Source organism: Pseudomonas sp. GW821-FHT02H06 (assembly GCF_059421525.1).
Genome location: NZ_JBWKVD010000007.1, coordinates 264,074 through 289,478, shown reverse-complemented (window position 1 = coordinate 289,478; position 25,405 = coordinate 264,074). Strand labels below are relative to the sequence as shown.

23 protein-coding genes are annotated in these 25,405 nt (G+C 60.9%); 8 read left to right on the top strand and 15 right to left on the bottom strand.

The window, feature by feature from the left end:
- Nucleotides 1-249: 249 nt before the first annotated feature.
- Nucleotides 250-1,416, top strand: a complete 1,167-nt coding sequence (locus tag AC07VF_RS14570) for an efflux RND transporter periplasmic adaptor subunit (RefSeq protein WP_192171737.1) — start codon at nt 250-252, stop codon at nt 1,414-1,416.
- A 14-nt stretch (nt 1,417-1,430) separates the two neighbouring features.
- The gene (locus AC07VF_RS14565; protein WP_192171738.1) at nt 1,431-4,505 is read left to right on the top strand and encodes a multidrug efflux RND transporter permease subunit; all 3,075 of its coding nucleotides are present in this window, start codon (nt 1,431-1,433) and stop codon (nt 4,503-4,505) included.
- 75 nt (nt 4,506-4,580) lie between these two features.
- Here AC07VF_RS14565 and AC07VF_RS14560 read toward each other — a convergent pair whose 3' ends face one another.
- From AC07VF_RS14560 to colR, 5 genes are all read right to left on the bottom strand, one after another.
- The gene (locus AC07VF_RS14560; protein ID WP_108120736.1) at nt 4,581-4,808 is read right to left on the bottom strand and encodes a hypothetical protein; all 228 of its coding nucleotides are present in this window, start codon (nt 4,806-4,808) and stop codon (nt 4,581-4,583) included.
- A complete protein-coding gene (locus tag AC07VF_RS14555; protein WP_192171739.1) occupies nt 4,805-5,524 on the bottom strand; it encodes a lipopolysaccharide kinase InaA family protein in 720 nt (239 codons plus the stop codon). Before AC07VF_RS14555 ends, AC07VF_RS14560 begins: the two co-directional genes overlap by 4 nt.
- 4 nt (nt 5,525-5,528) lie before the next feature.
- Nucleotides 5,529-6,197 (bottom strand): class I SAM-dependent methyltransferase, encoded by a 669-nt coding sequence (locus tag AC07VF_RS14550; RefSeq protein ID WP_192171740.1) that lies wholly within the window; start codon nt 6,195-6,197, stop codon nt 5,529-5,531.
- Between the two features lie 161 nt (nt 6,198-6,358).
- Nucleotides 6,359-7,681: a sensor histidine kinase gene (locus AC07VF_RS14545; RefSeq protein ID WP_346627061.1), complete on the bottom strand. Its 1,323-nt coding sequence runs from the start codon at nt 7,679-7,681 to the stop codon at nt 6,359-6,361.
- On the bottom strand, nt 7,671-8,354 hold the full coding sequence (gene colR, locus AC07VF_RS14540) for a two-component system response regulator ColR (RefSeq protein WP_037014624.1): 684 nt from the start codon (nt 8,352-8,354) through the stop codon (nt 7,671-7,673). The genes AC07VF_RS14545 and colR overlap by 11 nt, the downstream gene beginning before the upstream one ends.
- 234 nt (nt 8,355-8,588) lie before the next feature.
- On the opposite strand from colR, the gene AC07VF_RS14535 reads away from it, so the two are divergent.
- Complete coding sequence (locus tag AC07VF_RS14535; protein ID WP_495009073.1) at nt 8,589-9,332, top strand: phosphatase PAP2 family protein; 744 nt, start codon at nt 8,589-8,591, stop codon at nt 9,330-9,332.
- 585 nt (nt 9,333-9,917) lie between these two features.
- Here AC07VF_RS14535 and groL read toward each other — a convergent pair.
- The 5 genes from groL to AC07VF_RS14510 form a co-directional block, all read right to left on the bottom strand.
- On the bottom strand, nt 9,918-11,561 hold the full coding sequence (gene groL / locus AC07VF_RS14530; protein WP_133772246.1) for a chaperonin GroEL: 1,644 nt from the start codon (nt 11,559-11,561) through the stop codon (nt 9,918-9,920).
- A 49-nt stretch (nt 11,562-11,610) separates the two neighbouring features.
- Nucleotides 11,611-11,904 (bottom strand): co-chaperone GroES, encoded by a 294-nt coding sequence (locus AC07VF_RS14525; RefSeq protein WP_065992178.1) that lies wholly within the window; start codon nt 11,902-11,904, stop codon nt 11,611-11,613.
- Nucleotides 11,905-12,157: 253 nt separating this feature from the next.
- Nucleotides 12,158-12,664, bottom strand: a complete 507-nt coding sequence (locus AC07VF_RS14520) for an FxsA family protein (RefSeq protein ID WP_192171743.1) — start codon at nt 12,662-12,664, stop codon at nt 12,158-12,160.
- A 66-nt stretch (nt 12,665-12,730) separates the two neighbouring features.
- Entirely contained in the window at nt 12,731-13,462 is a 732-nt protein-coding gene (locus AC07VF_RS14515; RefSeq protein ID WP_495009074.1) for a HugZ family pyridoxamine 5'-phosphate oxidase, read from the bottom strand.
- Between the two features lie 221 nt (nt 13,463-13,683).
- Nucleotides 13,684-14,691 (bottom strand): DUF481 domain-containing protein, encoded by a 1,008-nt coding sequence (locus tag AC07VF_RS14510; RefSeq protein ID WP_065992174.1) that lies wholly within the window; start codon nt 14,689-14,691, stop codon nt 13,684-13,686.
- A gap of 160 nt (nt 14,692-14,851) precedes the next feature.
- Here AC07VF_RS14510 and AC07VF_RS14505 point away from each other — a divergent pair, with 160 nt between their 5' ends.
- Together AC07VF_RS14505 and AC07VF_RS14500 are read left to right on the top strand one after the other, a co-directional pair.
- Nucleotides 14,852-15,220 (top strand): MGMT family protein, encoded by a 369-nt coding sequence (locus tag AC07VF_RS14505; RefSeq protein ID WP_495009075.1) that lies wholly within the window; start codon nt 14,852-14,854, stop codon nt 15,218-15,220.
- 42 nt (nt 15,221-15,262) lie between these two features.
- The gene (locus tag AC07VF_RS14500; protein WP_346627057.1) at nt 15,263-16,828 is read left to right on the top strand and encodes an AmpG family muropeptide MFS transporter; all 1,566 of its coding nucleotides are present in this window, start codon (nt 15,263-15,265) and stop codon (nt 16,826-16,828) included.
- A 176-nt stretch (nt 16,829-17,004) separates the two neighbouring features.
- Here the strand turns inward: AC07VF_RS14500 and AC07VF_RS14495 are convergent, their stop codons facing one another.
- Together AC07VF_RS14495 and AC07VF_RS14490 are read right to left on the bottom strand one after the other, a co-directional pair.
- The gene (locus tag AC07VF_RS14495) at nt 17,005-17,853 is read right to left on the bottom strand and encodes a mechanosensitive ion channel family protein (protein ID WP_346627122.1); all 849 of its coding nucleotides are present in this window, start codon (nt 17,851-17,853) and stop codon (nt 17,005-17,007) included.
- A 151-nt stretch (nt 17,854-18,004) separates the two neighbouring features.
- Nucleotides 18,005-18,490 (bottom strand): YajQ family cyclic di-GMP-binding protein, encoded by a 486-nt coding sequence (locus AC07VF_RS14490; RefSeq protein ID WP_065992166.1) that lies wholly within the window; start codon nt 18,488-18,490, stop codon nt 18,005-18,007.
- Between the two features lie 172 nt (nt 18,491-18,662).
- On the opposite strand from AC07VF_RS14490, the gene AC07VF_RS14485 reads away from it, so the two are divergent.
- The 3 genes from AC07VF_RS14485 (at nt 18,663) to AC07VF_RS14475 (ending at nt 22,277) form a co-directional block, all read left to right on the top strand.
- Complete coding sequence (locus AC07VF_RS14485; RefSeq protein ID WP_495009076.1) at nt 18,663-19,583, top strand: putative 2-dehydropantoate 2-reductase; 921 nt, start codon at nt 18,663-18,665, stop codon at nt 19,581-19,583.
- Between the two features lie 62 nt (nt 19,584-19,645).
- Nucleotides 19,646-21,694, top strand: a complete 2,049-nt coding sequence (locus tag AC07VF_RS14480) for a sensor histidine kinase (RefSeq protein WP_495009077.1) — start codon at nt 19,646-19,648, stop codon at nt 21,692-21,694.
- A gap of 4 nt (nt 21,695-21,698) precedes the next feature.
- Nucleotides 21,699-22,277 carry a cob(I)yrinic acid a,c-diamide adenosyltransferase gene (locus AC07VF_RS14475; RefSeq protein WP_192171749.1) on the top strand — a complete coding sequence of 193 codons (579 nt, stop codon included), beginning with the start codon at nt 21,699-21,701 and terminating at the stop codon, nt 22,275-22,277.
- A gap of 247 nt (nt 22,278-22,524) precedes the next feature.
- Here AC07VF_RS14475 and AC07VF_RS14470 read toward each other — a convergent pair whose 3' ends face one another.
- From AC07VF_RS14470 to argJ, 3 genes are read right to left on the bottom strand one after another with little or no spacing between them, the layout of a single operon-like run.
- The gene (locus AC07VF_RS14470) at nt 22,525-23,469 is read right to left on the bottom strand and encodes a Nudix family hydrolase (protein WP_495009078.1); all 945 of its coding nucleotides are present in this window, start codon (nt 23,467-23,469) and stop codon (nt 22,525-22,527) included.
- 2 nt (nt 23,470-23,471) lie between these two features.
- On the bottom strand, nt 23,472-24,098 hold the full coding sequence (locus AC07VF_RS14465) for a glutathione S-transferase family protein (RefSeq protein ID WP_495009079.1): 627 nt from the start codon (nt 24,096-24,098) through the stop codon (nt 23,472-23,474).
- A gap of 38 nt (nt 24,099-24,136) precedes the next feature.
- Nucleotides 24,137-25,354 (bottom strand): bifunctional glutamate N-acetyltransferase/amino-acid acetyltransferase ArgJ, encoded by a 1,218-nt coding sequence (argJ, locus tag AC07VF_RS14460; protein WP_463583399.1) that lies wholly within the window; start codon nt 25,352-25,354, stop codon nt 24,137-24,139.
- Nucleotides 25,355-25,405 lie beyond the last annotated feature (51 nt).

The following is a 25,405-nucleotide window of genomic DNA, read 5'->3' as shown; positions in this document are numbered from 1 at the left end:
GTTGCAGCAGTCAGATGCGAACTGTTCGTCCCACCACCCCTTCAAGTCTAACCATACAAGCGAGCTTGCTCGCGAAGACGATGGAACATCCGCTAAATCTTCAGAGCCTGAAATACCGTCTTCGCGAGCAAGCTCACTCCTACAGGGACCGTGCTTGCTGATCTCAAAATCCATCACCGCCACTGGCAACTAAACCCCGACAAGACTAACGTGCTCGCCTGATTCATCGGTTTTCCAAGGAAGTGGAATATGTTGCGTCGCCGCATGTTGATCATGTTGGGCATTGTCCTGATCGTGGTGCTGGCCCTGGGCGGGTACAAGGCGTTTTCGGTCTATCAGCAGATCCAGCAATTTACGGCGCCGAAGCCGCCGATCAATGTGGCGGTGGCCGTTGTTGCGGAGCGCCCGTGGCAGAATCGTCTGCCGGCCATCGGCACGCTCAAGGCATCCCAGGGCGTGGATCTTTCGCTGGAAATCGCGGGCACGGTCAAGGCCGTGCAGTTTGAATCCGGCCAGAAGGTCAAGGTCGGTCAGCCGCTGTTGCAGCTCGACAGCGATGTGGAAAAGGCCCTGCTCGGCACTGCCGAAGCGGACCTCGGTCTGGCGCAGGTCGAGTACGGGCGCGGCAGCAAACTGGTGGGCGAGTCGGCCATTTCCCGGGGCGACTTCGACAAGCTCGCCGCCACGCAGAAGAAAGCCGCTGCCACCGTCGCACAACTGAACGCCTCCCTGGCGAAGAAGCGCATTCTTGCGCCCTTCAGCGGCACCATCGGCATTCGTCAGGTTGACGTCGGCGACTACCTCGCCAGCGGCACGGTGATCGCTACCCTTCAAGACCTGACCAGCCTGTACGCGGACTTCTTCGTACCTGAGCAGATGCTGCCGAAACTGGCCCTCGGCCAACAGGTGCAGGTGAGCGTCGCGGCCTACCCGGACCGCGTATTCACCGCGCGCATCAGCGCCATCAACCCCAAGGTCGAAGACACCACCCGCAACGTCTTGATTCGCGCCATCCTGCCCAACCCCGACAGCCAACTGCTGCCCGGCATGTTCACCAGCCTGCAAGTGCTGCTCGGGCAGGACACGCCGCAACTGGTGTTGCCGGAAAGCACGATCACCTACACGCTGTACGGAAACTCGGTCTACGTCGTCGTGCCGAAAAAGACCGCCGACGGCCAGCCGGAACACAACAGCATGGGCGAGCCTCAGCTCATGGTCGAGCGGCGCTTCGTCGAGACCGGTGAGCGTCGCGGCGGGCTGGTCATCATCAGCAAAGGATTGAAACCCGGCGAGCAGGTGGTCACCGGCGGCCAGTTGAAACTGGATAACGGCGCTGCCGTCGCCATCGTGGCCGACCCGGCAACACCGTCTGACGCCACCTCGGCGGCGCAGAACAGCCAGCCCAAAGCTGACTGATCAAGGAATCGATCATGGCCTTTACAGACCCGTTCATCCGTCGCCCGGTGCTCGCCAGCGTGATAAGCCTGCTGATCGTGCTGCTGGGTTTTCAGGCGTTCAGCAAGCTGACCATCCGCCAGTACCCGCAGATGGAAAACGCGCTGATCACCGTGACCACGGCTTACCCCGGCGCCAACGCCGAAACCATTCAGGGCTACATCACCCAGCCGCTGCAGCAGAGTCTGGCGAGCGCCGAAGGCATCGACTACATGACCTCGGTCAGCCGGCAGAACTTCTCGGTCATTTCCATCTATGCGCGCATCGGCTCCAACAGCGACCGCCTCTACACCGAGCTGCTGGCCAAGGCCAACGAGGTCAAGAACAAGCTGCCCCAGGACGCCGAAGACCCGGTGCTGAGCAAGGAAGCCGCCGACGCCTCGGCGCTGATGTACATCAGCTTTTACAGCGCCGAGCTGAGCAACCCGCAGATCACCGATTACCTGTCCCGGGTCATTCAGCCGAAGCTGGCGACGCTGCCGGGCATGGCCGAAGCCGAGATCCTGGGCAATCAGGTGTTCGCCATGCGCCTGTGGCTCGATCCGGTCAAGCTCGCCGGTTTCGGCCTGACCGCCAGCGACGTCACCGAAGCCGTGCGCAAGTACAACTTCCTGTCCGCGGCGGGCGAGGTGAAGGGCGAGTACGTGGTCACCAGCGTCAACGCCAGCACCGACCTGAAATCCCCCGAGACCTTCGCGGCCATCCCGCTCAAGACCGTGGGCGACAGTCGCGTGCTGCTGGGCGATGTGGCGCGGGTGGAGATGGGCGCCGAGAACTACGACACGGTCAGCTCGTTCGACGGCACCCCGTCGGTGTACATCGGCATCAAGGGCACGCCCAGCTCGAACCCGCTGGACGTGATCAAGGAAGTGCGGCGCATCCTGCCCGAATTGGAAGCCCAACTGCCGCCAAGCCTGAAAGCATCCATCGCCTACGATGCCACGCTGTTCATTCAGGCCTCGATCCATGAAGTGGTGAAAACCCTGATCGAAGCGGTGCTCATCGTCATCGTCGTGGTGTTCCTGTTTCTGGGTGCCTTGCGCTCGGTGCTGATCCCGGTGATCACCATCCCGCTGTCGATGATCGGCGTGCTGTTCTTCATGCAACTGATGGGCTATTCGATCAATTTGCTGACGCTGCTGGCGATGGTCTTGGCGATCGGTCTGGTGGTGGACGACGCCATCGTGGTGGTGGAGAACATTCACCGGCACATCGAGGAAGGCAAGACGCCCTTCGATGCGGCCATCGAGGGCGCTCGCGAGATCGCCATGCCGGTGGTGTCGATGACCATCACCCTGGCAGCGGTCTATGCACCCATCGGTTTTCTGGAGGGACTGACCGGTGCGCTGTTCAAGGAATTCGCCCTGACGCTGGCCGGCGCAGTGGTCATCTCCGGAATCGTCGCGTTGACCCTGTCGCCGATGATGTGCGCCGTACTGCTGCGTCGGGACGAGAACCCCAGCGGCCTGGCGCACAAACTCGATCACGCCTTCGAAAGCCTGAAGGTCCGCTACCAGCGTGTCCTTCACGGCACGCTGAATACCCGGCCGGTGGTGATCGTGTTCGCGGTGCTGGTGCTGTGCCTGATTCCGGTGTTTCTCAAACTGAGCCAATCGCAACTGGCGCCGGACGAGGATCAGGGCATCATCTTCATGATGGCGACGGCGCCGCAGCCGACCAACCTCGATTACATGAATAAATACACCGACCAGTTCATCAGCATTTTCAAAGCGTTCCCGGAGTACTACTCCTCGTTCCAGATCAACGGTTTCAATGGCGTGCAGACCGGCGTCGGCGGGTTCCTGCTCAAGCCATGGGATGAGCGCAGCCGCACGCAAATGGAGCTGCTGCCGGAGGTGCAGGCCAAGCTCAACGGCATCACCGGGCTGCAGATTTTCGGCTTCAACCTGCCCTCGTTGCCCGGCACCGGTGAGGGCCTGCCGTTTCAGTTCGTGATCAACACACCGGGCGACTATGCCGCGCTGCTGGAGGTGACGGATCGCATCAAGAAGCGCGCCGCCGAATCGGGCAAATTCGCGTTTCTGGACGTTGATCTGGCCTTCGACAAGCCGGAAGTGGTGGTCGATGTCGACCGCGCCAAAGCCGCGCAGATGGGCGTGTCGATGCAGGACTTGGGCGGCAGTCTGGCGACGCTCCTCGGCGAGGCGGAGATCAACCGCTTCACCATCGACGGGCGCAGCTACAAGGTCATCGCCCAGGTTGAGCGGGCCTACCGCGACAACCCGGCCTGGCTGGCGAATTACTACGTCAAGAACACCGAAGGCAAGATGCTGCCGTTGTCGACGCTGATCACCGTCAGCGACCGGGCCAGACCCCGGCAGCTCAATCAGTTCCAGCAGCTCAACTCGGCGATCATCTCCGGCTTCCCGCTGGTGAGTCAGGCGGAGGCGATTGAGTTGGTGAGACAGATCGCCATCGAAGAGTCGCCGCCGGGTTTTGCCTACGACTACGCCGGCGCATCCCGCCAGTACGTACAGGAAGGCAATGCGCTGTGGGTGACGTTCGGCCTGGCCCTGGCGATCATTTTTCTGGTGCTGGCCGCACAGTTCGAGAGCTTCCGCGATCCGCTGGTGATTCTGGTGACTGTGCCGCTGTCGATCTGCGGCGCGCTAATCCCGCTGTTCCTCGGCATCTCGTCGCTGAATATCTACACCCAGGTGGGTCTGGTCACGCTGATCGGGCTGATCAGCAAGCACGGCATTCTGATCGTCGAATTCGCCAACCAGCTCCGCCGCGACAAGGGCCTGACCGCGCGGGAAGCGGTCGAGGAAGCGGCGGCGATTCGCTTGCGGCCCGTACTGATGACCACGGCAGCGATGGTGTTCGGCATGGTGCCGCTGATCCTCGCCACCGGCGCGGGCGCGGTCAGCCGCTTTGACATTGGTTTGGTGATTGCCACCGGCATGTCGGTGGGGACGTTGTTCACGCTCTTTGTGCTGCCGTGCGTGTATACGCTGCTGGCGCGACGGGACGAGCCGCAGCCCGAAGGCAATGGCCATTCGAGTGCCACGATGGATGCTCGTAACTGATACACGAACCTGGCCCCACGCCCACAAAAAAGGCCCCGATCTTCGGGGCCTTTAGGTCAGTGCAACAGAAAGGAATCAGCCTTGTGGTCCGCTTCCCTGGGCCAGGCCGAACATCAACAGAAGCAGATCGTGATCAGGCCGGGCCGTGTCGGACATCTTGGCCACCCGAGGCAGCGGGCAATGGCCTTCGCCATGCACTGCGCTCAAAATCTTCGGCCCGGGCTGATCCCAGGCGGCCAACGCGATGGAAGTCACCCCCAACGCCCCGACCAAAAACAAACCTCGCGCCATTTCTAACTTCATCGCTGTAAACCTTTGATGGGCCTGCCAAACGCGGTCTCGTAAAAGTAGACCAGCTTGGTCCAGTCCGCTGGATGAAACGACGAATGGCGACGCAGTTGTTTCATGTCGTGCTGGGCGGCGGCATAAGACGTCAACCGCTGGCGGCACTTCTCGAGATCGAGCAACGCGACCTCAGCCTTGGCATTGGCGCCCTCGCCCACGACGCGAACGAAAACGTGCTTGATGTAAATGCAGCTGTGCTGCCAGCGACCCTTGTGCATACGGGCCAGGTTGCTGGCGATTTCCTGAAGCATCTGCTCGTACACGACTTCGCCGTGCTGCTCGCGACCGCCGGCACGCAGCCAGTTTTCGAATTCGTCGAAGCCATCCAGCGAGGCCGTGACCAGCAATGCACGCCACTCGTTGTTCTCATCGCGCTCGGCACCGCAGAACACCATCCGCGGCACATTGACGTTGAGCTGGCGAAGACCTTCCAAGGCATCACGCTCGCGAAGCACGGTGGGACGGCCAAACGGGTGCAGCCAGCTGCGATAGATATGGCCGGTCTGACGCTTCACATACAGCAGCCGACCGTTTTCCGAGACGACACGCTGCACGCCACTTTCACCGCCACGGCGCACGTTGGGCTCTTCAACCCACTCACCCCGTGTGTTCCAGAAATAGGCGAAGCGGTCCTTGGCGGGAACGGCTAACTCTGTTGCGAAATCCACGGCCATCCTGTTACCTCTTACGTAATAGATACACACGCCACATGGCGTACATCGGCAGGAAATCCAGGCGTTCCTGAATCCGAAACCCTGCCTGTTCAAATTCGGCCTCTACGGTGGCCACCGGCAGCACGAAGCGATTCTGATAATCATGTTTCGGTCGCGACCCTTCAGCGCGGCGCCGCTTCCAGGCCTTGAAATTGCCATCCACCCACAGCGACAAGATCACGCTGTCCCGGCTCACCCGGTGAAACTCTTTCAACAGCACGGCGCGGTCTTCAGCCTTGCCAACGTGATGCATCAAGCGCATGCAGAAGATGCTGTCGACAGCGTTGTCCGGCATCTCGATGGCAAACGCCGATGTCTGCAGCGGCTGCACGCGCTTGACGATCTCCGCGGGTTGCGACTCGCAGGCAATCTTGACCATGGAAGCCGAGTTGTCCGCCCCGATGATCACCCGGTTGGCTTTCTCGGCCAGCACCGGCCAGAAACGTCCTGCGCCGCAGGGTAAATCCAGCACCAGCCCCGGTTCGCCCGCCAACGCCAGTGCGCGGCGTGCGAGTTGTTTGTCCCGGCGATCAGACAGGCGCCTGGCCAGTCCATCGTTGTGTTTGCGCAAATACCTTTTAGCGTGTTCGTCGTCGTATTTGCGTGAAAAATCCAGCTCGATCCGCTTGCTCATGGCTGCCTCCCCTTTGATGAGAGGGCCAAACTAAGCAGCGAAGCGTCACGCTCAGGTCAGATGAATGTGAAAAAAGCGTCCGAAAAAGTGAACAAATGTTACGAGATTATTCAAGGACTTAGGGCCAGCATACGGCCATATCCCGGTCTGTTTTAGCACCTTTACACAGGCTGTACATTTGTCGACGGCAACCGACCGGAGTCTTTGCCAGGGCGCAAACCCATGTCCACGCTGAACCGGCAGCCATTTGGCTCCATGGTGTCCAGGCTGACGGACCACCCCTGGTTCTCGCAGATACGCTGCACCAACGACAGTCCCAGGCCCAAACCTTCGCCGCGTTGCTCGGTACCGCGCACAAATGGCTGAAACATCGCCTCACGTTTTTCTTCCGGTATCCCCACGCCGGAATCCTCCACCATGAACCCGCCTTCTCGCAGGGTCAGGCGGATAAATCCGGTGTCGGTGTAGTGCAACGCGTTGCGCAGTAAGTTGCCCATCACGGCATAGAGGAAGGTGGCGTTGTAAGCGGTATCGGAGGGCTCGCCGGGCAGGTATTCCAGGGTCAGCCCCTTGCGTTCGATCGGTTCGCGCCACAGGCTGATCAGTTGCTGGGCGGCGCCTTGCAGGGTCAGTTGCGGGTAAAGGGCGAGGTCATCGCGCTGGGTGCGGGCCAGCATCAGGAAGGTCTGCACCAGATCGCGCATTTCTTCGCACGCCCGCGCCACGCGTTCAACCTGGGCACGGGCGCGTTGATCCAGCGCCGGGTTCTCCAGCAGCAGCTCACAGGAACTGGCCAGCACCATCAACGGCGTGCGCAGTTCGTGGCTGACGTCGCTGGTGAACATCCGCTCACGGGTCAGGGCATCGCGCAGGCGGCCCAGCGTGGCGTCGAAGGCCACCGCCAGCTCACCCACTTCGTCGGCGGCGTAATCGGGGGCGAGAGGCGGGGCGAGGCCGAGCAGCTGATCGCGATGACGCACCTGTCGCGCCAGCCGTACCACCGGCGCCATTACCCGGCGCGCCAATATCCAGCCGAGGAAGATCGCCAGCGCCAGCGCCAGCACAAAGCCCACCAGCACGACGGCGAACAGCACGCGCTCACGCTCTTCGAAATCGCTTTGGTCCTGAAGCAGCACATAGTGACGGCCGTCTACCACCTCAACCATGGCGTGGTAGGACAACGGCCCGCGAAACACTTCGTGAAAGCCCGGTTCCAGGTGACGCAAATCCTTCGGCAGCTCGAAATCCCCCGGGCCGCCGCTGAAGTAAAACAGCTGATCCGGCTCGGGGCGATGGCTCCAGTCGTTGACGCTGTCCATCAGCAGCAGACGCGTCAGGTCGCCGCCCAGTCCGGCCGAAATCAGCTTCTCTTCGACCAGGTGCACCGTCGCGACGATGCCCATGGCGAAGCACCCGGCAACCAGCGCGCTCATCAAGGCGAAGGCGATGATGATCCGTTGGGCGAGGCTCTGCTTAAACTCCATCACGCCCCTCGGCGAGGCGGTATCCGACACCGTGGACGGTCTGCAACAGCGGCTTGGCGAACGGCTTGTCGATGACCTGGCGCAATTGGTGAACATGGCTGCGCAGGCTGTCGCTGTCCGGGCAGTCATCGCCCCACAGGGCTTCTTCCAGCACTTCACGACGCAGGACGTGAGGGCTCTTCTGCATTAACACCGCCAGCAATTTCAGGCCCACCGGGTTGAGTTTGAGCAGACGCCCTTCGCGAGTCACTTCCAGGGTGTCCAGGTCGTAGATCAGATCGGCGACCTGCAGGGTACGCCTCCCGCCACCCTGGGCACGCCGCAGCACCGCCTCGATGCGCGCCGCCAGTTCCGACAGCGCGAACGGCTTGAGCAGGTAGTCGTCGGCGCCGGAGCGGAAACCCTGCAGGCGGTCGTCGAGCTGGTCGCGGGCGGTGAGCATGATCACCGGCGTGTCGCGGCGCGCGTCTTCACGCAGGCGCTTGCACAGGGTGTAACCGTCGATGCCGGGCAGCATGATGTCGAGGACGATCAGGTCGTAATGCTCGGTGGCCGCCAGGTGCAGACCGGACAGGCCGTCTTGGGCACAATCGACGGTGTAACCCTTTAAACCGAGGTAATCGGCGAGGTTTGCCAGGATGTCGCGGTTGTCTTCAACCAGCAGAATTCTCATGGCGCGTGTCTCCCTATGCGGTGTGGCGAGACCCGGGACACGGCGCGAGATGCCGTTCAACAAGGTCAGAGTTGGCGGCAGCTTACGGCGATGCGCGCTCAAGGGCCAGCACCTCCGTGCATAACGTTTTTTTCACTCGCGGTTCACGGCGCCGCGACAGCGTTCTGCTCAGACTTCGCACCGCTCTGGCTCAATAAACCCCCGCTCCCCCTCGCCCACTACACGGGATTCGCCATGTCACACGCACTCGAACGGCCCGCCTCACGCCCGATCAACTTCTGGGTTTATCTGGGCATCCCGGCCGTGACCGCCATCGTTCTGATCTTGCTGGAACTGACTTCGCTGGACATGGACATCGCCAAACTGGCCTACGACCCCGTAGCGGGCGAGTTCATCGGTCGGCACAGCTTCTTTCTCGAAGACGTCCTGCACGACCGCGCCAAACAAGCCGTCATCGCCATCGGCGTTTTGTCCTTCGTGAGCTTCATCGCCTCGTTCTTCGTCAACGTGCTGAAGCCGTGGAAACGCGAGTTGGGCTGCTTGGTGCTGTCGATGGCGTTATCCACCAGCTTTGTTACGCCGGTGAAAGTCGTGACATCGGTGCAATGCCCGTGGAGCCTGAAAGAATTCGGCGGCCAGGAAACCTACAGCGAACTCCTCAGCCCCCGCCCGCAAACCGACAAACCCGGCCGCTGCTGGCCCGGCGGTCATGCAGCCACCGGTTTCACACTGTTCGCCCTGTTCTTCGTCTTCCGCGACCGCAAACCCCGCCTGGCCAAAGCCGGCCTGATCTTCGCGGCGGGCCTGGGCACCGTCTTCTCCGTCGGACGAATGCTTCAAGGCGCGCACTTCTTTTCCCACAACATCTGGACAGCGGTGTTCTGCTGGCTGCTGTGTTTGGGGGCGTATTACTTTGTGCTGTACCGACCGGCCAAGAAGAAGAACGTGGTGGTGAATGGAGAAGCCGTTACAGGGTAATCGCCATTTCAGGATGACGCGGAGCGTCACGGGATGCATGCCCACGCAGAGCGTGGGAACGATCGGGGGTCAGACCAAAAATTGATGGCGCCCACGCGGGCCTCTTCCCGGCTAAAGCCGGTCCTACTGAAAGCACCGCGTACACCCTGTGGGATCGGCGGCGCTCCCCCGTAGGACCGGCTTTAGCCGGGAAGCCCTTGATCTGCTTAAACCCGCTTTTGATCTTCGTATACAAGAATTCCAAACACCGCCAAACGCGACTTGGGTGCAGGCTGAACGCAGTTCTCGCGCAGTGGGCCGAGCCGCAGGGATGCGGCGAGAGCGCCGTCAGGGCATGGATGCCCGTTCGGCGCGGGCCCACGGAGCGAGACCGGAGTGAAGGAACCCCGACGCAGGAGGGGCCAAACCAGGAGCAGGGCCTTTTTGGTTACTTTTCGGCTCTTGGAAAAAGTGACCCGCCGTAAGGGCGGAAAGGTGAATCAGCCACACCACAAATAATGGATATGCCCCCCCACCAAGCCCAAAAAAAGCCCATAAAAAAACCCCGCCGAAGCGGGGTTTTTTCTACATTGGGGTACGGCTGGCTTACATCATGCCGCCCATACCACCCATGCCGCCCATATCAGGCATACCGCCACCAGCAGCCTTCTCATCAGCCACATCAGCAATCATCGCCTCAGTGGTGATCATCAGACTGGCGATCGACGAAGCAGCCTGCAGAGCAGAACGCGTCACCTTGGCCGGATCGAGAATACCCATCTCGATCATGTCGCCGTACTCGCCGCTCGCAGCGTTGTAACCGTAGTTACCAGTGCCCTGCTTGACCTTGTCGACCACAACGCTAGGCTCGTCGCCCGAGTTCGCAACGATCTGACGCAGAGGCGCTTCCACCGCACGACGCAGCAGAGCGATACCGACGTCCTGATCAGCGTTGTCGCCACGCAGTTCGGAAATCGCCTGCAGCGAACGAACCAGAGCAACACCACCGCCAGGCACCACGCCTTCTTCAACGGCTGCACGGGTTGCGTGCAGGGCGTCTTCAACGCGGGCTTTCTTCTCTTTCATTTCAACTTCGGAACCGGCACCGACCTTGATCACTGCAACGCCGCCCGACAGCTTGGCCAGACGCTCTTGCAGTTTTTCTTTGTCGTAGTCCGAAGACGTGTCGCCGATCTGCTGACGGATCTGCGCGATACGACCGTCGATGTCGGCACGAACGCCAGCACCGTCGATGATGGTGGTGTTTTCTTTGTTCAAGATAACGCGCTTGGCATTACCCAGGTGTTCCAGGGTAGCGGTTTCCAGGCTCAGGCCGATCTCTTCCGAGATAACGGTACCGCCAGTCAGAACAGCGATGTCCTGCAGCATGGCCTTGCGACGGTCGCCAAAGCCTGGGGCTTTGACCGCTGCAACTTTGACGATGCCACGCATGTTGTTCACGACCAGAGTCGCCAGCGCTTCGCCTTCAACGTCTTCAGCCACGATCAGCAGAGGACGGCCAGCTTTCGCAACGGCTTCCAGAACTGGCAGCATTTCGCGGATGTTGGAGATCTTCTTGTCAACCAGCAGCAACAGCGGGCTGTCCAGCTCGGCCACCATGGTGTCCGGCTTGTTGATGAAGTACGGGGACAGGTAGCCACGGTCAAACTGCATGCCTTCAACAACAGACAGCTCGTTTTCCAGACCCGAACCTTCTTCAACGGTGATAACGCCGTCTTTGGTCACTTTTTCCATGGCTTCGGCAATGATGTCGCCGATGGAATTGTCCGAGTTGGCCGAGATGGTACCAACCTGGGCGATTGCCTTGGTGTCGGTGCAAGGCTTGGACAGCTTCTTCAGCTCGGCAACAATGGCGATGGTCGCCTTGTCGATGCCGCGCTTCAGGTCCATCGGGTTCATGCCGGCAGCGACGGCTTTCAGGCCTTCGTTGACGATGGCCTGGGCCAGAACGGTAGCAGTGGTGGTACCGTCGCCAGCGTCATCGTTTGCACGGGAGGCAACGTCTTTGACCAGCTGCGCGCCCATGTTTTCGAAACGGTCTTTCAGCTCGATTTCTTTGGCTACGGACACACCGTCTTTGGTGATCAGCGGAGCGCCGAAGCTTTTTTCGATGATGACATTACGGCCTTTCGGGCCCAGAGTTGCTTTTACTGCGTCGGCCAGGACGTTGACACCAGCCAGCATTTTTTTACGGCCAGCATCGCCGAATTTAACTTCTTTAGCAGCCATGATCGTTATTCCTTAAATACTTTGTAGTAACGGGAAATGGGGTATCAACTCAGCCTTCGACGACCGCGAGAATTTCGTTCTCGCTCATCACCAGCAGGTCTTCGCCGTCTACTTTCACAGTGTTGCTGCCGGAGTAAGGGCCGAACACCACTTTGTCACCCACTTTCACGGCCAGCGCGCGTACTTCACCGTTGTCCAGGATGCGACCGTTGCCGACGGCGATGATTTCGCCACGGTTAGGTTTTTCAGCAGCCGAACCAGGCAGCACGATACCGCCAGCAGTTTTTGTTTCTTCTTCGCTGCGACGGATTACGACGCGGTCATGCAGAGGACGAAGCTTCATTGTCGATCTCCTAATTATGGTTTTTAAACGCCCGGTGCGGACACCGGCGGGTTAAAACATCCGGGCTTGCCGGTTACGGTTCGCGAGCGAACCGCAGAATACGGTCTGACGAAACGCGCCAGAAACCTTGCGGTGACCCATACATAAGGGCGAGCAAGCCGATTTCAAGGCTGACCCGAGAAATTTTTTGCATGAATGGCGGTCGCGAAAACGAACACGGCACCCGCAGGTGCCGTGTCGTAGTGACGTTGAATCACTTTTTATCGAGGGGTTCGAACTCGCCTTCGATCACTTCACCCTCAATGACTTCAGGGCGACGTGCTTCAGGGCGGGCAGCACCGGGGTGCATGGGACCTGGCGAATTCGCCGCATGCATGTTCTCGGCAAACGCACGCTGGCGCGCGGCCTGAGCCTCGGCGCGGTTACGCACCTTGCCGACGATCATGCGACGGGTGAACGGCATGAGAAACAGCAGGCCCAGCACGTCGCTGATAAAACCCGGCAGCACCAGCAGACCGCCGCCGATGGTCATCATCAAACCGTCGAGCATCTGCTGGGCAGGGAGCTCGCCACGGGCCAGACTCTGCCGGGCACTCAACGCGGTGGCGACACCGGCGATCCGCACCACGAAAACACCGAGCATCGACCCGGCAACGACCAGCAGGAAGGTCGGCAGAAAGCCGATCGACATCCCGACTTTCACCAGCACGAACAGCTCGAGCACCGGAAAAAGCAATAAAAGCAGAAGAAAAACGCGCATCAAAGTGAGTTCCTAGACGGAAGAAGGCTTCCAGTAGACCTTACGTGACGTCGCAAAGTCGTTAATTCAAGCCTCGGCCTGTTCAAGTGTGGGCCATTTTTCAGCGTGAGCCAGGTTAACCAAGGCCTGGCGGACGTGTATCGGCGTATTACAGGGCTCTGCGAAGGCCAACCAGTGCAGACTTTGACCCACGCGCAGGTGCATGCCCTCGCTGTCGATGCCCACCAGCGTGGCGGGCTCGGTCTGTGGCAAACCGGCCAGCTCGACGTAGTGGGCGATGGCCTTGGCGTGATCGGCATTCATGTGCTCGACCATGCTGATCTCGGCAGACCCGGCGAAGGGATTGGCCAATGCCGCGTCGTCCAGCCAGTGGATCGCGCCAAACCCGCCGATAAACCGGTAGCGCACCGGCTTCAGCACCCAGAAATCAAAATCGTGAGCGCTGTGGTAACTCTCGGATTCAGGAAAATAACGGTAGTAACGCTGAGCGGCCGCTTCAATCTGCGCCTCGTCGCTGATCTTCTCGGCTTCGGCCATCAGCGTGACGCGCCCCACCGCTTGCACATCCTCGGCGCCGCGCTCGCCCACCAGCAAGGAACACTTGGCGTCGAGCTGTAGATTGTGGGTGTGCTGCGCGATGCGGCTGATGAGGATCAACGGACGGCCCTGGTCGTCCAGGCAATAAGGCACCACCGAGCCAAACGGGTAACCGGGCATCGACTTGGAATGGGTCGATAACACGCCGCGGTATTCCTTGAGCAGCAAGGTACGGGCTTGCCGGTTGGCGCTGGCGCTCATGTGGGGCTCCTGAACAGTAAACCGAAGGCATCGAAGGACGCGAAGCAGCAGACGGCGACGCAGACCCCACGATAATCGTTATCGTCGGCACGTGCCAGATTGGGCGAGGGTGACGATTTCGCGGAGGATTCGCGTAAAAAGAAAACGCTTGAAAATGAAACAAGCCAACGTACGCAGATCAGGTCGTGATCTGCGCACGCTCAGGCATTGATAAGGCTGTTTTACCAGGAAACACCAAAACCGGCGGTGTAGCGGGTCTTGTCCAGGTCGCCGTTGTCGGAGCCGCTGATGATGTCTTTCTCGGCCTTGAGGTTGAGCGACGCCCATTCGGTGACTTTGTAGCGCAGGCCCACTTCTGTCTCGAGGCTGTAGTCAGCCACGCCGCTGATAGGCTTGCCGACTTCACCGTTGGTGAAGAACTCGACCTTCTTGCCGATCAGGTAACGGTTGTAGTCCCAGGTGCCGGACACGGAATAGAAGTTGTCCTTCTCGCCGTTGGAATATTCGAAATCGGTGCGGTTAAGCAGCGCGCCGATTTTGAATGCGCCCAGTTCGTCGTCCCAGAACTGGTAGCCCGGACCGGTACCCACGGTGCGCTGACGGGCCAGGTCTTCAATGGTGTCACGCTTGTAGGTGATACGACCGTCCCAGAACCACTTGTCCGTGAAGAACCGGTCGACCGAGTATTCGGCGTCCCAGTTATTGGTGGTGGTCAGGCTGTCCTGCGATTCGCGGTTGTACTCGCCCTTGGCGTTGTGGCGCCACTGGCCATGAGTCGCGGAGGTCTTGAAGGCGATGTTGTAATCGTCGGTGTCGTTCTCGGCGCGCTGGAAGTCCAGTGCAGCATCGACGTTGCCCTTCCAGACCAGATCGGTGACCACCGGCTTGGGCTTGATGATCTGCTGGATGCTCGCCAGTTCAACCGTCTTCGGCGCATCGCCATTGGCCAGCGTGACCTTGCCATCTTCGGCCGGCTGCAACGACTTGGACACTTCGCCAGTGGTGGCGTCCTGCTTTACCAAAAGGTGCTGGTCACTTTCCAGCGTCTTGATTTCCTTCCAGTCCAGCGGGACGTCGCCTGCATATTTGGTATTGATCAGCAGCTTGCCGCCGTCGAAGAACTTGATAGTCCCGGTCATCTTGTCGCCGTTTTTCAACCAGACGGTGTCGGCGAGCAATGGGGTAGAAGCAGTAGCAACAGCAACGCACAACAGGGTTCTGGACAACATAAGCAACGACAAGGCTCTGGTTCGCGGAGAATCGGGCATTATCCGGATAGATAACGGGTTGGCAATCGGCAGACCGCCGACACAGGTAACACTGACAGTAGGAAGTTTCCCTAGTTCCTTATCGAAAATTCCCGTTCATCCCTTTTACAGGAACGAATGCGTGATCGAACAATCAGCGGCTCAAAACGACCCTGCCGGCCTCTCTCCCGCTGAGGCACGGCGCACAGCGTTATACCTCACACTGCATCAAGTGCCGGAAGGCAAGGTGGTCAGTTACGGTCAGTTGGCCGAGCTGGCCGGTTTGGGACGAGCGGCGCGTTTCGTTGGCAGAGCGTTGAGCCAGTTGCCGGACGGCAGCAGCCTGCCCTGGCATCGCGTGATTGGCGCCGGCGGGCGCATCAGCCTGGCCCCCGGAACCGTGTCGGGCGAGGAGCAACGGGCGCGCTTGCGGGCCGAGGGCGTGACCATCCGTAACAATCGTGTGGATATGCAGCGTCATGGCTGGCGCCCGACAGAGCACAACGGTTAGAGTGCGCGCTTTGTTTACGTAAACTGAGGCAGATTCCAGCCCATGCCCCGCAAAACCTGGCGCGCCGCGCTCGCCGCATATGCCAGCCCCTCTACGTTTGTGCTCCTGTTGCTCGGCTTTGCCGCGGGCATGCCCTACATGTTGGTGTTCTCCACGCTCTCGGTCTGGCTGCGTGAAGCCGGCGTCGCGCGTGAAACCATTGGCTACGCCAGCCTGATTGGCCTGGCCTATGCCTTTAAATGGGTCTGGTCGCCGCTGCTCGATCAATGGAGCCTGCCTTTGTTGGGCCGACTCGGCCGACGCCGCTCGTGGCTGGTGCTCTCGCAATCGCTGGTGACCCTGGGCCTGATCGGCATGGGGTTCTGTGACCCGCAGCAGCATCTGTCGTGGCTGATCGCGATTGCCGTGCTGGTCGCGTTCTCCTCCGCGACCCAAGACATCGCCATCGACGCCTACCGCCTGGAAATAGCCAGCGACAGCCAGCAAGCGACTCTCGCCGCCAGCTACATGGCTGGCTACCGCGTCGCCGCCCTCCTCGCCACTGCCGGCGCGTTGTACTTCGCCGAAGGCTTCGGTTCGACCGGCTTTGCCTACAAGCACTCGGCCTGGGCCGGCACCTACGTGCTGTTCGGCCTGCTCATGGTGCCTGCGCTGATCACCAGCCTGATCATGCGTGAACCGTCCGTGCCGATCCGCACCCAGCTGTCGGCCGTGCGCTACGGCTTTGCCCATCAACTGGCCTCAGTGTTCGTGCTGATCATTCTGCTGGTCTCGGTGCCGGCGATGTTCACCCAGCTGTACAACACCGATTTCGCCAGCGTGCTGTTTCAGGGCACCACCTGGAAAGACCTGCTGATGGAAGACCGCGCCTTTCTGCGCGCGATCCTCTACACGCTGCTGACCGTGGCCTGCCTGTCGTCCATGGGCCGCCGCGGTCTGGCGCCGGTGCTGACGCCGATCAACGATTTCATCCTGCGTTATCGCTGGCAGGCCTTTCTGCTTTTGGGGTTGATCGCCACGTATCGCATGTCGGACACAGTCATGGGCGTGATGGCGAACGTGTTCTACATCGACCAGGGCTTTACCAAGGATCAGATTGCCAGCGTCAGCAAGATTTTCGGTCTGGTGATGACCCTGGCCGGTGCGGCGTTTGGCGGTCTGGCGATCGTGCGCTTTGGCATTCTGCCGATCCTGTTCATCGGCGGCGTGACCTCGGCTGCGACCAACCTGCTGTTCCTGATGCTGGCCGACATGGGCCCGAACCTGAAGATGCTAATCGTGACGATCTCGCTGGACAACTTCAGCTCGGGCCTCGCGACGTCGGCGTTCGTGGCCTACCTGTCGAGCCTGACCAACCTCAAGTTCTCGGCCACTCAGTACGCGCTGCTCAGCTCAATCATGCTGCTGTTGCCGCGCCTGATCGGTGGCTACTCCGGGGTCATGGTGGAGAAGCTGGGGTACCACAACTTCTTCCTGGCGACCGCGTTGATGGGCGTGCCGACGTTGTTCATGATCGCCCTGCACTGGGCGCAGGAAGCACGCCGAGAAGCGCGGGAAGAAGCGGCCGAACCCGAAGAGCAAACCAAGCCTGCGGATTCGGTTCTGTAAAAAGATTCGCTGGCGAACCCTATCCTGTGGGACCGCGTTTATGCACGACAGCGCGGCGTCTGAACGAGAGTGAGCGCTTACAAAGCAGCGAGGTCCATCGCCAGATAGCCTTTCCCACTCAACAAAAAGCCCCGCATTCTCACGAGTCGGGGCTTTTTGGTTTCTGCGATCGAGCGTTACGCCTTTGCGGGCTGCTCATCCTGCACCACACGAATCACCCGTTGCGGGAACGGGATGTCGATGTTGGCCGCGCGCAGGCGGTCGCGAATTTCAGCGTTGAAGCGGTTCGACACGTCACCGAAATCACCGGTCTTGGTCCACACACGCAGGGACACGGTAATCGAGCTGTCGCCCAATGCCGCGACCACCGCCTGGGGCGCCGGATCCTTCAGGATGCGCGGATCATCCGCCATGTCCATCAGCACTTGCAGCGCCTGCTTGAGGTCGGCGTCGTAATCGATGCCCACGTCGAAGGTGATCTTGCGCGTCGGCTGACGGTTGGTGTTGGTGATGATGCCGTTGGACAGGTTGCCGTTGGGCAGGATCACCGTCTTATTGTCGCCGGTGCGCAGCACGGTGTGGAAGATCTGAATCCCGTCCACGGTGCCCGACACACCCTGCGCTTCGATCCAGTCGCCAATGCGGAACGGACGGAACAGCAGAATCAACACGCCGCCGGCAAAGTTCGCCAGGCTGCCCTGCAACGCGAGTCCGATGGCCAGACCCGCCGCACCGATCGCGGCCACGAATGAGGTGGTTTCAACCCCGATCATCGAGGCAACGCTGACAATCAGCAGAATCTTCAGAATGATGTTGGTGATGCTGCTGATGAAGCCCTGCAACGCCAGGTCGACGTGGCGCAGCGCCAACAGCGCGCCCACTCGGGACGTCAGTCTATTGATCAGCCACCAGCCGACCAGCAGGACGACCACTGCCAGCAGCACTTTGCTGCCGTATTGCATGACCATCGGGATCCAGGCCTGAGACGCTTTCACCAGATGGTCTACCTGGCCGTTTAAATCCAAGTCCATCTATTTCTCCTCGGGGTCGCGACATGGAAGGCTGAAGCAACGGCGCCAAGTGGGCTCGTTATTTCAGCCAGACCTGCATTCGGACGCACAGGAACCCCTCGGGTTCCTGAGCCAACATGAAATCGCAGGGCAAATCGCGGGGGAATCAGTCGCGGAAGTTGTTGAATTGCAGCGGCATGCCGAACTCGTGACCACGCAGCGCAGCGATCGCCTCTTGCAGGTCGTCACGCTTCTTGCCGGTGACGCGCACTTGCTCGCCCTGAATGGCAGCCTGAACCTTGAGCTTGGCTTCCTTGATGTGAGCGACGATCTTCTTCGCCAGCTCCTTGTCGATGCCTTCCTTGAGCGTGGCCTCCTGTTTCATGACCTTGCCGGACGCGAAGGGGTCCTTCAGTTCCAGGCACTGCACGTCGATCTTGCGCTTGACCAGGGCCAGCTTGAGGATCTCGATCATGGCTTCGAGCTGAAAACCTTCTTCGGCGGTCATCTTGATCAGCAGGTCTTTTTCCGTGAACTCGAAGCTGCCTTTGCCTTTGAGGTCGTAGCGGCGGTCCAGCTCTTTGATCGCGTTGTCGACGGCATTCGTGACTTCGTGTTTATCCAGTTCAGACACTACGTCGAACGAGGGCATTTAGATTCTCCAATTGATACGGCGCGGCTCGACATGTGGATGGAGCACGCCTGACTTGACGGTATGAAAGCCCGGTCATTATAACGAGACTTTTCCCACGTTCATGTGAGCCTGCGATGTTGATTTGGTTTTCCTTGCGCGCCGAGATCTTCGTCATCGGGCGTGATTTCTTTTGAGTCGCGTTTGCTGGCATGTGCTGGGCGCGGGCAGCTTGGGCAGTCTGTGGGCCACGCGACTGGCCCGGGCGGGTCTGCCGGTGCGGTTGATCTTGCGCGACGAGGCCCGACTGGCGGCCTACAACGCACAAGCCGGCCTGACGCTCAACGAAAACGGTCAGCGTCAGACGTTTGCCATTCCGGCGCAGACGGTCAGCGCGGATGAACCGATCCAACGGCTGCTGGTGGCATGCAAGGCCTACGACGCTGAACATGCGGTTGCAGCCGTCGCCCATCGCCTGACCGACAGGGCCGAGGTGCTCCTGCTGCAAAACGGGCTGGGCAGCCAGGACGCCGTGGCCTCCATGATTCCTGAGGCCCGCTGCATCTTTGTCTCCAGCACCGAAGGTGCCTACCGCCATGAAGACGGGAGCGTGGTGTTCGCCGGACAGGGTTTCAACTGGCTGGGCGACACGCAGCAAGGCGCGGCGCCGGCCTGGCTGGACGAACTCAAGCAGGCGGGCATCCCCCATCAGTGGACCGCTGACATCGCCGAACGCCTCTGGCGCAAGCTCGCGCTCAACTGCGCCATCAACCCGCTGACCGTGTTGCATCAATGCCGCAACGGCGAGTTGCAGGCCCATGCGGAGGAAGTGACGGCGCTGTGCGCCGAACTCGGCCACGTGTTGCACTGCTGCGGTCAACCCGGCGCGGCTGAAGGGTTGCTGGATCAAGTGCAACAGGTGATTGCCGCCACCGCTGCGAATTATTCCTCGATGTATCAGGATGTCGCCCAAGGCCGCCGCACCGAGATCCGCTACCTGCTCGGGCATGTCTGCGCCACGGCGGCGGCGCTTGATTGCCCGGCACCCACACTGAACCTGTTGCGCCTGCGCCTGATCGAACACCTCAACGCCCGAGGTCTGCCCAGCGACTGACGGGTTTGCTCACGGGCGGAACAGCGCTAACCTGCCCGCTCCTCCTTCCGGTGACCTGCCCCATGCCATTGCGCCAGCGCCTCGAAAACCTGCCGGTCGGTCAAAAACTTCTGGCCGCCTTGCTGGTATTGCTCACCACCGTGCTGGTGGTCGCCAACCTGACCTTCATCAGCGCCGCCTACTACATCTCTCAGGAAGCGATGGCGCCCCAGGCGTTGCAAACGATCGGTCGACTGATCAGCAATCCGGGGCTGTCCGAGCAAGCCTTATCCTCGACCTACAACGCCCAGGCGCTGCTCAAGGAACTGAAAAATTACGGCCCGTTGCGGGCGGCGGCTGTTTACGACAGCAGCGGTACGCGTCTGGCGCAGATGCAGCAGGGCGACAAATTGCGCATGCCTGACCACTATCGGGATCTGGAGAGCTGGCGCATTACCGAGTTTCGCAACACTCAGGTCATCCCCATTCCCAAAGTAGGGCAAGCGCCGGGGCATCTGTTGCTGGTCGCGAGCAGCGAACTGCCGACGGCGTTCTACACCGGCACGCTGACCGCCAGTATCGGCATTCTGATTTTCAGCATCCTGCTCTGGGCCGGTGTCGCCCGGCAGATTCGGCGCTTCATCACCGAGCCGATCTACCAGCTTGAAGATTTGTCCCGGCGGGTCACCCGCGAGGAGAACTACGCGCTGCGGGCGAGGCCCGGTAACAAGGACGAAATCGGGTCGCTCGCCGAGGCGTTCAACACCATGCTCTCGCGCATGGAAGCCCGTGAGCAGCAGCTCAGACGCGCGCGCGATGAGTCCCAGGAAGCCTACGATCAGGCCCAGGGTCTGGCGGAAGAAACCCGTCACACCAACCGCAAGCTGGAGCTTGAAGTGCAGGTGCGCAGCAAGATCGAGAAGAAGCTCACGGGGTTTCAGAACTATCTCAACAGCATCATCGACTCCATGCCTTCAGCGCTGATTGCCCTGGACGAGCAACTGTACGTCACCCAGTGGAATCAGGAAGCCGGCGCCCTGTCCGGCACCCCACTGGACGAGGCGCTGAACCAGCCGATTTATTCGGCATTCCCGCCGATGCGCGCGTTTTTGCCGCAGATCAAGCAGACCGTCGAGCGTCACACCGTCACCAAGATCGAGCGTGTCACCTGGGTCAAGGGCGAAGAGTCGCGTCATTACGCCCTCACCTTCTACCCTCTGACCGGCGATGCAGGCCGTGGCGCGGTGATCCGCATCGATGACATTACCCAGCGCCTGTCGCTGGAGGAAATGATGGTCCAGTCCGAGAAGATGCTCTCGGTGGGTGGCCTGGCCGCAGGCATGGCCCATGAAATCAACAACCCCCTCGGCGCGATCATGCACAACGTGCAGAACATCCGCCGTCGGCTGTCGCCCGATCTGCTCAAGAACCTGGAACAGGCCCAGCAGGAAGGCATCGAGCTGGCCGCGGTCAATCAATACCTGATCGCCCGCGAAGTGCCGCAGTTGCTGGACGGCATTCAGTCGGCCGGAGCGCGGGCGGCGAAGATCGTCAGCCACATGCTCAGCTTCAGCCGACGCAGCAACCGGCAGTTGGCGCCCTGTGATCTGCCGGCACTGATTGATCAGGCCGTGGAGATCGCCAGCAACGACTTCGACCTGACCATCGGCTTTGACTTCAAGGGCCAGAACATCATTCGCCAGTTCGATCCTGCTCTGGGCCCGGTGCCTGCGACAGCCAACGAACTGGAGCAAGTGCTGCTCAACCTGCTGAAGAACGCCGCTCAGGCTATCCATCAGCGTGAAGACGCGAGGGAGCCAGGGCGTATTATTTTGCGCACGCGCCTGAACCCGCCCTGGGCGGAAATCCAGGTCGAGGACAACGGCATCGGCATGTCCGAGAGCGTGCGCAAGCGCACCTTCGAGCCGTTTTTCACCACCAAAGAGATCGGCCAGGGCACGGGCCTCGGGCTGTCGGTGTCGTATTTCATCATCACCAACAACCACAAAGGCCAGATGGAAGTGCATTCCACCCTCGGCCAGGGCACCTGTTTCACCTTGCGCCTGCCGCTGGTGGACAATTCGATAGAGATGCCTGCACCACAGGTCATTGGTCAGAACGACCGGGAGTAGAGCCATGGGATTTCGCTTGTCGAAAATTTACACGCGCACGGGTGACACCGGCGAAACGGGCCTGGGCGATGGTCGCCGAGTGCCGAAGGATCACCCGCGGGTCGAGGCCATCGGGGAAGTCGATTCGCTGAACAGTCAGGTCGGCGTATTGCTGGCGGGCCTTTCGGCGGCAGTCGCGACTCATCCGGCGTTGCAGGAAGTCATCGACGTATTGGCGCCGTGTCAGCATCGGTTGTTCGACTTGGGCGGCGAGCTGGCGATGCCTGAATATCAGGCGTTGAATGCGGCGGAGATCGACCGTCTGGAGACGGCGATCGACCACTGGAATGAAGAGCTGGGGCCGCTGGAGAATTTCATCCTGCCGGGCGGCTCGACGCTGATCGCCCAGGCCCACGTCTGCCGGAGCCTGGCGCGTACAGCGGAGCGACGCTGTCAGCACCTGAACGCGGTCGAGCCACTGGCCGGGGTTGGTCTGGCGTACATCAATCGGCTGTCGGATTTGCTGTTTGTCGCGGCGCGGATCATCGCCCGGCGTGAGGGTGTAGCGGAGATTTTGTGGGAGCCTGCTAAGAAGCCGCAGTGATTTGTGAGACAGTGCTGCGGTGCTGAGGGGCTGCTGTCCTGACGTGCTGCTGTCCTGATACACCGCAACTCAGTTGGCAAGCGCAAATCCTGTGGGAGTGAGCTTGCTCACGAAGACTGCGTTTCAGCCGCTAGAGATGCGGTGACTGATAAAGCTTCGCGAGCAAGCTCGCTCCCATAGGGGCTTCATTCGCCGTTGAATCTGCGGTGTAGCAACCTTTGTTCTCGAACTCAGATCGGAACAGCTTTTAGCCCTGCGGCCAGAACGCTCTGATCCCCGCCACACCCTGCGCGCCACATTCCCACGCGTGCTGACGATCCGTCGGCCCTACCCCGCCCAGCAGATAAACCGGCTTGCTAAAGCCCTCGATCAAGTCGCGAGCCTTTTCCCAACCCAGCGGCTGGCCGTCCGGATGGCTTTGCGTCGGCAGCACAGGCGAGAGGGTGACGAAATCCACGCCCATCTGCTCGGCCAGACTCAACTCTTCAGCGTCATGACATGAGGCTGCCAGCCAGCGATCTTCAGGAAACGGACGGCCCTTGGTGGCGTATTTACGCAGCTGTTCGCTGGTCAGGTGCCAGCCCGCTGCCGGAAAGTCGCCCAGCCATTCCCTCGGCCCTTTAAGCATCAACTGCGCCTTGCCCGCGCACAGCCCGACCGCGTCCACCGCAACGTCACGGTATTTCGGGTCGTACATATTCGGCGCGCGCAGCTGAACCAGCTTGATGCCGCCAGCCACCGCCGTACGTATGCCACGCAGCAGCTCGGGCGTTTCCAGATCGTCCGGGGTGATCAGGTATTCACCCGGCAAACGCGCAGCGGCCACGATCGGCCGATTGGCCGCCGGAAATTCATACTCAGCCAGTTCCCGCTGCGATACCCAGGCCAGCGGTTGCCCTTCGACACCGTGGGGCTCGCCGGTAAACGACGAGACTTCCCAGACGTCCAGCAACACCTGTTTGTCCGGGTAGTCGTGCTTGATCTTGATCAGCGGACGCGCCGCAGTGACGACGATGCCGAGCTCTTCAAGCAACTCGCGGGACAACGCGGCCTCGACCGATTCATCCGGTTCAACCTTGCCGCCGGGAAACTCCCACAGACCGCCCTGATGCTGCTTGTCGGCGCGTCGGGCGATGAGGATCTTGCCGTCGGTGCCACGGATAACCGCCGCGGCCACATGGATGCGTTTCACGTTCAACCTTCCTCCAGACCCGCTTTCTGCCAGCGTTTGAACTCAAGCCACTGATAAATCGTTTCGACGTAGGCCGCCGCGTCCGCTGGCAGCTCGACGCGATAGGTACGAAAGCGCACGGCGACCGGTGCGAAGAACGCATCGACGATGCCCGGCGTGCCGAACAGAAAACCTTCGCTCACGCCCGACACCGCGCGGCATTCACGCCACAGCGCAACCATGCGGTCGATATCGGCCTGAGCTTCGACCGCAATCACTTCCAGCGCCTCGTCCTGACGCAGGTCCATCGGCAAACGCGAGCGCAGCCCGACAAAGCCGCTGTGCATTTGCGCGCACGCCGACCGAGCCTGAGCGCGGGCGGCGATATCCGCCGGCCACAAGCCTGCATTCGGAAAACGCTCCGCCAGATACTCACAAATCGCCAATGAGTCGACGATGGTGCCGTGCTCGCACTTTAGCGCAGGGACTTTACCGGTCGGCGAATGCTCCAGAATCAGCCGCGTGGTGTCAGCCTGATTCAGGCGAATCACCTGATCGGTGAACGCCTCGCCGGTCAGCGCAAGCGCCAGCCAAGGACGCAACGACCAGGAGGAATAGCGTTTGTCGCCGATGATCAGGTGCAGGCTCATGTCTTGGCTCCGTTGAAACCGGTGGACTCGCTCGTGACTCAGGTGCGGTATTCCGCGTTGATCTTCACGTATTCGTGCGACAGGTCGGTGGTCCAGATGGTTTCGCTGCAGTCGCCACGGCCCAATTCGATGCGGATGGTGATCTCTTCCTGCGCCATCACCAGCGAGCCTTGCTCTTCAGTGTAGGTGCTGGCGCGGGCGCCTTTGCTGGCGATGCAGACGTCACCCAGAAACACGTCGATCTTGCTGACGTCCAGGTTCGGCACGCCCGCACGCCCTACGGCCGCCAAGATCCGGCCCCAGTTAGGGTCTGACGCGAACAGCGCGGTTTTGATCAGCGGCGAGTGGGCCACGGTGTAACCCACGTCCAGGCATTCCTGGTGATTGCCGCCGCCGTTGACTTCGACGGTCACGAACTTGGTCGCGCCCTCGCCGTCACGGACGATGGCCTGGGCGACGTCCATGCACACCTCGAAGACGGCTTTTTTCAGCGCTTCAAACAGTGGGCCCTTGGCTTCAGTCACCGCGGGCAGGTCGGCCTGGCCGGTGGCAATCAGCATGCAGCAGTCATTGGTCGACGTGTCGCCATCGATGGTGATGCGGTTGAACGACTTGTTGGCGCCGTCGCGAATCAGGTCCTGCAGCACGCTCGGCGCCACCTTGGCGTCGGTAGCGATGTAGCCCAGCATGGTAGCCATGTTCGGACGAATCATGCCTGCACCTTTGCTGATGCCGGTCACGGTGACCGTCACGCCATCGAGCACGAACTGACGGCTCGCGCCTTTGGGCAGCGTGTCGGTGGTCATGATGCCGGTGGCCGCTGCGGCCCAGTTGTCGACGGACAAATCATCCAGTGCGGCCTGCAGCGCGCCTTCGATCTTCTCGACGGGCAACGGCTCACCGATCACGCCCGTGGAAAATGGCAGCACGGCGCTGGCGTCCACCCCGGTGATCTCGGCCAGCTTCGCGCAGGTGCGCTCGGCAGCCGCCAGCCCTGGTTCGCCCGTGCCGGCGTTGGCGTTGCCGGTGTTGGTCAGCAAATAACGCACGGTGCCTTGCACGCGCTGCTTGGCGATGATCACCGGCGCCGCGCAAAACGCGTTCAGGGTAAATACGCCCGCGACACTGGAGCCTTCGGCGCAGCGCATGACCACAACATCTTTGCGCCCCGGACGCTTGATGCCGGCGGAAGCGATGCCAAGTTCAAAACCGGGAACCGGGTGCAGCGTCGGCAAAGGACCAAGACCAACAGCCATGAAGTGCGCTCCTTGAAAGACAGTCACACCGCGCGGCATCGCCGACACGGC

Bases quoted from the DNA above. Each gene is read 5' to 3' on its own strand.
- AC07VF_RS14570 (WP_192171737.1), top strand. From the start codon at position 250: ATGTTGCGTCGCCGCATGTTGATCATGTTGGGCATTGTCCTGATCGTG.
- AC07VF_RS14565 (WP_192171738.1), top strand. From the start codon at position 1,431: ATGGCCTTTACAGACCCGTTCATCCGTCGCCCGGTGCTCGCCAGCGTG.
- AC07VF_RS14560 (WP_108120736.1), bottom strand. From the start codon at position 4,808: ATGAAGTTAGAAATGGCGCGAGGTTTGTTTTTGGTCGGGGCGTTGGGG.
- AC07VF_RS14555 (WP_192171739.1), bottom strand. From the start codon at position 5,524: ATGGCCGTGGATTTCGCAACAGAGTTAGCCGTTCCCGCCAAGGACCGC.
- AC07VF_RS14550 (WP_192171740.1), bottom strand. From the start codon at position 6,197: ATGAGCAAGCGGATCGAGCTGGATTTTTCACGCAAATACGACGACGAA.
- AC07VF_RS14545 (WP_346627061.1), bottom strand. From the start codon at position 7,681: ATGGAGTTTAAGCAGAGCCTCGCCCAACGGATCATCATCGCCTTCGCC.
- colR (WP_037014624.1), bottom strand. From the start codon at position 8,354: ATGAGAATTCTGCTGGTTGAAGACAACCGCGACATCCTGGCAAACCTC.
- AC07VF_RS14535 (WP_495009073.1), top strand. From the start codon at position 8,589: ATGTCACACGCACTCGAACGGCCCGCCTCACGCCCGATCAACTTCTGG.
- groL (WP_133772246.1), bottom strand. From the start codon at position 11,561: ATGGCTGCTAAAGAAGTTAAATTCGGCGATGCTGGCCGTAAAAAAATG.
- AC07VF_RS14525 (WP_065992178.1), bottom strand. From the start codon at position 11,904: ATGAAGCTTCGTCCTCTGCATGACCGCGTCGTAATCCGTCGCAGCGAA.
- AC07VF_RS14520 (WP_192171743.1), bottom strand. From the start codon at position 12,664: ATGCGCGTTTTTCTTCTGCTTTTATTGCTTTTTCCGGTGCTCGAGCTG.
- AC07VF_RS14515 (WP_495009074.1), bottom strand. From the start codon at position 13,462: ATGAGCGCCAGCGCCAACCGGCAAGCCCGTACCTTGCTGCTCAAGGAA.
- AC07VF_RS14510 (WP_065992174.1), bottom strand. From the start codon at position 14,691: ATGTTGTCCAGAACCCTGTTGTGCGTTGCTGTTGCTACTGCTTCTACC.
- AC07VF_RS14500 (WP_346627057.1), top strand. From the start codon at position 15,263: ATGCCCCGCAAAACCTGGCGCGCCGCGCTCGCCGCATATGCCAGCCCC.
- AC07VF_RS14490 (WP_065992166.1), bottom strand. From the start codon at position 18,490: ATGCCCTCGTTCGACGTAGTGTCTGAACTGGATAAACACGAAGTCACG.
- AC07VF_RS14480 (WP_495009077.1), top strand. From the start codon at position 19,646: ATGCCATTGCGCCAGCGCCTCGAAAACCTGCCGGTCGGTCAAAAACTT.
- AC07VF_RS14475 (WP_192171749.1), top strand. From the start codon at position 21,699: ATGGGATTTCGCTTGTCGAAAATTTACACGCGCACGGGTGACACCGGC.
- AC07VF_RS14465 (WP_495009079.1), bottom strand. From the start codon at position 24,098: ATGAGCCTGCACCTGATCATCGGCGACAAACGCTATTCCTCCTGGTCG.
- argJ (WP_463583399.1), bottom strand. From the start codon at position 25,354: ATGGCTGTTGGTCTTGGTCCTTTGCCGACGCTGCACCCGGTTCCCGGT.